Raw genomic sequence first — 6,172 nt, forward strand, 5'->3', positions numbered from 1 at the left:
TCCCGGCGGTGCGCTCGCTGGCGCGCCTCACCGAGCCCGAGGACGGTTTCGCCGCGACCGCGTCCGTCGAGGTGCGCCTGTCCCGCGCGACCGTGACGGTCGAGCTGGACACCTCCGGCACCATCGACGTCGCCGCCGAGATCGCGCGCCTGCGCAAGGATCTCGCGGTCGCCGAGAAGGAACTGGCCGGCACGTCCGCGAAACTCGGCAACGAGGCGTTCCTGGCGAAGGCCCCGGCGCAGGTCGTCGAAAAGATCACCGCGCGCAAGCAGATCGCCGAAGAGGAGATCGCCCGTTTCACCGCGCGACTGGCGGAGCTGGGTCAGGCGTGAGCACCGAACGACCCGGGGAACCGTCCCCGGTGGATCTCGCGGAACTGGCGCTGGTCGAGGCCGAACTCGACCAGCGCTGGCCCGAGACGAAGATCGAGCCGTCGCTGACCCGGATCGCGGCGCTCATGGACCTGCTCGGATCCCCGCAGCACAACTATCCGGTCATCCACGTCGCCGGCACCAACGGCAAGACGTCGGTGACCCGGATGATCGACGCCCTGCTGACCCGCCTGCACCGGCGTACCGGCCGCACGACCAGCCCGCACCTGCAGCTCGCGACCGAGCGGATCAGTATCGACGGGGTGCCCGTCTCGCCGCGCACCTACGTCGACACCTACCGCGACATCGAGCCGTACGTGCGGATGATCGACCAGCAGTCCGAGGCCGCGGGCGGTCCCCGGATGAGCAAGTTCGAGGTCACCACCGCGATGGCGTTCGCCGCGTTCGCCGACGCTCCCGTGGACGTCGCGGTCGTCGAGGTCGGCCTCGGCGGCCGGTGGGACGCCACCAACGTCGTCGAGAGCCAGGTCGCGGTGATCACGCCGGTCGGCATCGACCACACCGGTTACCTCGGCGAGACCCTCACGGAGATCGCGGGGGAGAAGGCCGGGATCATCAAGCGGGCCCGCCCCGACGACCTGGTGTCGCGGGAAACGGTCGCGATCATCGCGCAGCAGGAACCCGAGGTGATGGAGGTGCTGCTGCGTCAGGCGGTCGAGGCCGACGCCGCCGTCGCGCGGCAGGGTTCGGAGTTCGCCGTGCTGCAGCGGCAGATCGCAGTCGGCGGCCAGCAGCTCGAGCTGCAGGGTCTCGGCGGCGTGTACAGCGACATCTTCCTGCCGCTGCACGGCGAGCACCAGGCGTTCAACGCGTCGCTGGCGCTCGCCGCGGTCGAGGCGTTCTTCGGGGCCGGACCGGACCGGCAGCTCGACGCCGACGCGGTGCGCGAGGCGTTCGCCTCGGTGGTGAACCCCGGCCGGCTCGAGCGCGTCCGCAGTGCGCCGACGGTGTTCCTCGACGCCGCCCACAACCCGCACGGCGCGAAGGCGCTCGCGGCCGCGCTGGCCGCCGAGTTCGACTTCCGCAAGCTGGTCGGTGTGGTCTCGGTGATGGCCGACAAGGACGTCCGCGGTCTGCTCGAGGCCCTCGAGCCGGTGTTCGACGAGATCGTGGTCACCCACAACGGCTCGCCGCGTGCCATGGACGTCGACGACCTGGCCGACCTCGCCGTCGCCCGGTTCGGTGACGAGCGGGTGGTGACGGCTGCGACACTGCCCGACGCGATCGAAACGGCGATCGCGATCGCCGAGGAGGTCGCCGAGCCCGGTGAGGCAGTATCGGGAGCGGGCGTCGTGGTGACCGGCTCCGTCGTCACCGCCGGTGCCGCCCGCAGTCTGTTCGGAAAGGACCCCGCGTGAGCAACGAAAACCCGGCCGGGAAGGATCCCGGGATCCGGCCTCCGGCGAAGGACCCGTGGAAGGGTTTCCGCGGCGTCATGGCCGGAACACTGGTGCTCGAGGCGATCGTCGTGCTGCTCGTGCTGCCGGTCGTCGCCGCCGTCGGCGGGGGTCTGGACGCGTTCTCCGGCACCTACATCATCGTGCTGGCGGTTCTGATGTTCCTCGGCGCAGGGGTGCAGGGTCGCTCGTGGGCGATCCCGTTCAACCTGGGCCTGCAGGTGCTGACCCTGCTCGGCTTCTTCGTCGACCCGGCGCTCGGCGCCGTGGGCGTGCTGTTCTCGGTGGTCTGGGCGTACCTGCTCTACCTGCGCAAAGACATCAAGGAGCGGGAGGCGCGGGGTCTGCTCCCAGGTCAGCGCGAGTGAACCTCTACGCTGTTCGGCGTGACTGAACGGACTCTGGTACTGATCAAGCCCGACGGCGTCGCACGCCGTCATGTCGGAGAAATCCTCTCGCGCATCGAGCGCAAGGGCCTCAACATCGCGGCGCTCGAGCTGCGTACCGCGACCGAGGAGGTCGCCGCGGCCCACTACGCCGAACACGAGGGCAAGCCCTTCTACCCGGGTCTGATCGAGTTCATCACCGGTGGCCCGCTGGTTGCGGCGGTGCTCGAAGGCCCCCGCGCGATCGCGGCGTTCCGGCAGCTCGCCGGCGGCACCGACCCGGTCGAGAAGGCCGTTCCCGGTTCGATCCGCGGTGACCTGGGCCTCGACGCCGGGGAGAACCTCGTGCACGGCTCCGATTCGGTCGAATCGGCCGAGCGTGAGATCGCACTCTGGTTCCCGGAGCTCGCGAACGCCTAGTCGTTCGCCGAAGCGGACAACAGTCACGGCGCCCTTCGGGGCGCCGTTGGCGTATCCGGGCATTCCTGTGTGGGATACTGGGGAAGGTTGCTCCATACGAACGAGTGCGGAGCGACCGACGACATCACGGAACGATGCCCGACATCGCTGTGGCCGAGAAACGCAGGAGACACCTCGCTCGGCGGCATGCTGGATGTTCCGGCGCTCGATTCGCGATCAAGCCAGGCACCGCTCGGCCGTGCAGTGAAAACGGGCACCGGACGACCGCGCGATGCGAGACCGGAGACCTCGCGCCAGAGGGCGCGAGCACACAGACTGCGCCCCCGCGTGGCCGCGTCACATCGCCGACGGTGATGGACGCGCCCGGGGGTCTTAGGAGACCTACGTGGCAGATCAAGTGCCGCCGAACGACAATTCCACCGAAGCCGCAGCGGAGCTGCCCGCGAAGATTCGCGTGCACGCCCTCGCCAAGCTGCTCGGACTGACCAGCAAAGAGGTCATCGCCAAGGCCGCGGAGTTCGGCCACGAGCTGCGCAGTGCGCACTCCACGCTCCACCGTGACGCCGCGGAGCAGATACGCGACGCGCTGGTCGCGCCCGCCCCGGCGACGGACGAGACCGCTCCCGCTGCGGAGGCCGAGGCTGCGCCGGTAGCCGAGCCCGAGGCTGCGCCGGAACCCCAGGCGGAGGCTGCGCCGGCAGTCGAGGCCGAGACAGCGCCGGAACCCGAGACCGCGCCGGAACCCGAGACCGCGCCGGAACCCGAGACCGAAACGCACCTCGCCGGTCCCGGTTCCCTGTTCACCGCTCCCGTGCAGGACACCCCGCTGTTCGAGGTTCCGCAGCCCGCGCCGACCGTCGAGCCGATCGTGGAAGCACCGCTGTTCCTGCAGCCGGACCTGACGGCTCCGGTCGAGAGCACCCCGCGTCGCCGTCGCACCCGTCGCGGTGCCGAGACCCCGGCCGAGCCGGTCGTCGAGGCGGAGGAGAGCGCAGAGACCGCTGTCGAGGAAGAGCCCGCCGAGACCACCGCCGAGGCCGAAGAGGAACATCCCCGTCGTCGCCGGCGTGGGCGTCGTGGCCGCGGTCGTGGCCGCGGTGACAGCGCCGAGGGCGGAGAGACCACCGAGGAATCCAAGGCCGCCGAGGAGACGGAGGCCGCCGAGGTCTCCGAGACCGGGGAAACCCGCGGCGGGGCCGAAGCGGAGACAGGTGCCGAGGTCACCGAGACCCCGGCCGCCGAGGCCGCGGAGGAAGCCGCCGAATCCGAAGAGGGCGTCTCGGAGGAAGAGCAGGGCGAGGGCACGTCCCGTCGTCGCCGCCGTCGCCGCCGCCGTAAGGGCAGCGAGGCCGCGGACACCACCGTCGAGGACGACTCCGTCCCCACCGTCATCCACGAGCGCGAACCGCGCAGCAAGTCCCGTGCGGTCAAGGACGAGGTCCAGGGCATCACCGGGTCGACCCGCCTGGAAGCGAAGCGGCAGCGTCGCCGCGACGGCCGCGAGGCCGGCCGCCGCCGCCCGCCGATCCTCACCGAGTCCGAGTTCCTCGCCCGCCGCGAATCCGTCGACCGTGTCATGGTCGTGCGGGAGCGGACCGACGGTGCGCACGCCGGCATGACCCAGGTCGCGGTGCTCGAGGACGGCATCCTCGTCGAGCACTTCGTGACCAGCGCCAACTCGGCATCCATGGTGGGCAACGTCTACCTGGGCCGAGTGCAGAACGTGCTGCCCTCGATGGAGGCCGCGTTCATCGACATCGGCCGCGGCCGCAACGGCGTGCTGTACGCCGGTGAGGTCAACTGGGAGGCCGCCGGCCTCGGTGGCAACTCCCGCAAGATCGAGCAGGCGCTCAAGCCCGGCGATCAGGTCGTCGTGCAGGTCAGCAAGGACCCGGTCGGGCACAAGGGTGCTCGTCTGACCACGCAGATCAGCCTCGCGGGCCGCTTCCTGGTGTACGTGCCGGGCGGATCGTCGACCGGTATCAGCCGCAAGCTGCCCGACACCGAACGCAAGCGTCTCAAGGAGATCCTGCGGGAGATCGTCCCGGCCGACGCCGGCGTCATCATCCGCACCGCCGCCGAGGGCGTCAGCGAGGAGGAACTCGCGCGGGACGTGACCCGGTTGCAGACGCAGTGGGCCGCCATCCAGGAGCAGGCCGAGAAGGCCAAGTCCGAGGCGTCCGGCCAGCCCAAGACGCTGTACGAGGAGCCGGACCTGCTCGTCAAGGTCGTCCGCGATCTGTTCAACGAGGACTTCTCCAAGCTGGTCATCGAGGGCGACAAGTCCTGGCGCACCGTCGAGAACTACATCCGCACCGTGGCGTCGGACCTGCTGCCGCGCGTGGAGCAGTACGACAACCCGGGAAGCGTCGACGTCTTCGCCGCCCACCGCATCGACGAACAGCTCGCCAAGGCGCTCGACCGCAAGGTGTGGCTGCCGTCCGGTGGCACGCTCGTCATCGACCGCACCGAAGCCATGACGGTCGTCGACGTCAACACCGGCAAGTTCACCGGTGCCGGCGGCAACCTCGAGGAAACGGTCACCCGCAACAACCTCGAAGCGGCCGAGGAGATCGTGCGGCAGATGCGGCTGCGCGACATCGGCGGCATGATCGTCGTCGACTTCATCGACATGGTGCTCGAATCGAACCGTGACCTGGTGTTGCGTCGCCTCACCGAAGCGCTCGGACGCGACCGCACCCGTCACCAGGTCTCCGAGGTGACGTCGCTGGGCCTGGTCCAGATGACGCGCAAGCGGCTCGGCACCGGTCTGGTCGAGGCGTTCTCGACCACCTGTGAGCACTGCCACGGTCGCGGCATCATCGTCCACTCCGACCCGATCGAGTCGAAGCCGGCCGAGGATTCCGGGCGCTCGAAGAGCGAGGGCGGATCGCGCCGCAAGCGCGGCCGTGATCGCGCGGCGAGCCAGGAACCGCAGCAGCCTGCGGAACCCGCGGCACACCACCATGTGACCCCGGAAGAGGCAGCGGCGCGCCGGGCCCACCCCGTCGCGCTGGCGATGGCCGCCCACCACGCGACCGAAACCAACGGCGAGCAGGTTGCCGAATCGGCCGAGCACACTCCGGAACCGGTCGCAGCCGAGGCCGCACCGACCGAGGCCGTGACGACCACCGAGGCTGTCGCCGAGCCGGTCGCGGCCGCCGCCGACGTGGCGACCGCCGCCGCGCCGGCCGAGGAGACAGCCGAGGAGGCCGAGGTCACCGAGACCGCGGCGCCGGCACCCGAGCCGGAAGCCCCGGCGGCTGAAACACAGGCAGCGGAAGCACAGGAGTCGGTGGCGCCGCGTCGTCGCCGGGCCCGCCGGGTCTCCCGTGCCGCCGCTGCACCGGCCGGCGACAGCGAAGGCGCCGGCACCGTGTTCGTCATCCCGACGCCCACGGTCGTCGAGGAACCCGTGGCGGCACCGGCTCCGGCCGTCGCCGCCGGAGACGGCGAACCGGCGGCCGTGGTCGTGGAACGCCGGCCTCGGCGCCGGCGCGCCGCCGGCCGGCCCGCGGGCCCGCCGGTCGACGCCGAAGCGTAGGAATCCGAGGCGTAGGAAACTGTCACCGGCCCG

The 6,172-nt window shown here is 70.9% G+C and carries 4 protein-coding genes and 1 pseudogene; all 5 read left to right on the top strand.

Annotated features, from left to right (window positions below; genetic code table 11):
* Window positions 1–332, top strand: a pseudogene (locus I0Q12_RS31620) (valine--tRNA ligase); the annotation flags it as partial.
* Complete coding sequence (locus I0Q12_RS00770; protein WP_197250138.1) at window positions 329–1,750, top strand: folylpolyglutamate synthase/dihydrofolate synthase family protein; 1,422 nt, start codon at window positions 329–331, stop codon at window positions 1,748–1,750. The pseudogene I0Q12_RS31620 and the gene I0Q12_RS00770, both read left to right, overlap by 4 nt.
* Complete coding sequence (locus tag I0Q12_RS00775; protein WP_248673545.1) at window positions 1,747–2,157, top strand: DUF4233 domain-containing protein; 411 nt, start codon at window positions 1,747–1,749, stop codon at window positions 2,155–2,157. Before I0Q12_RS00770 ends, I0Q12_RS00775 begins: the two co-directional genes overlap by 4 nt.
* Window positions 2,158–2,175: 18 nt before the next feature.
* Window positions 2,176–2,595, top strand: a complete 420-nt coding sequence (ndk, locus tag I0Q12_RS00780; RefSeq protein WP_197250139.1) for a nucleoside-diphosphate kinase — start codon at window positions 2,176–2,178, stop codon at window positions 2,593–2,595.
* 385 nt (window positions 2,596–2,980) lie between these two features.
* Window positions 2,981–6,139, top strand: coding sequence for a translation initiation factor IF-2 N-terminal domain-containing protein (locus I0Q12_RS00785; protein WP_197250140.1), 3,159 nt, complete (start codon window positions 2,981–2,983; stop codon window positions 6,137–6,139).
* Window positions 6,140–6,172: the final 33 nt, after the last annotated feature.

It is taken from the genome of Rhodococcus sp. CX, from assembly GCF_015865005.1.
Lineage (GTDB): Bacteria > Actinomycetota > Actinomycetes > Mycobacteriales > Mycobacteriaceae > Rhodococcus.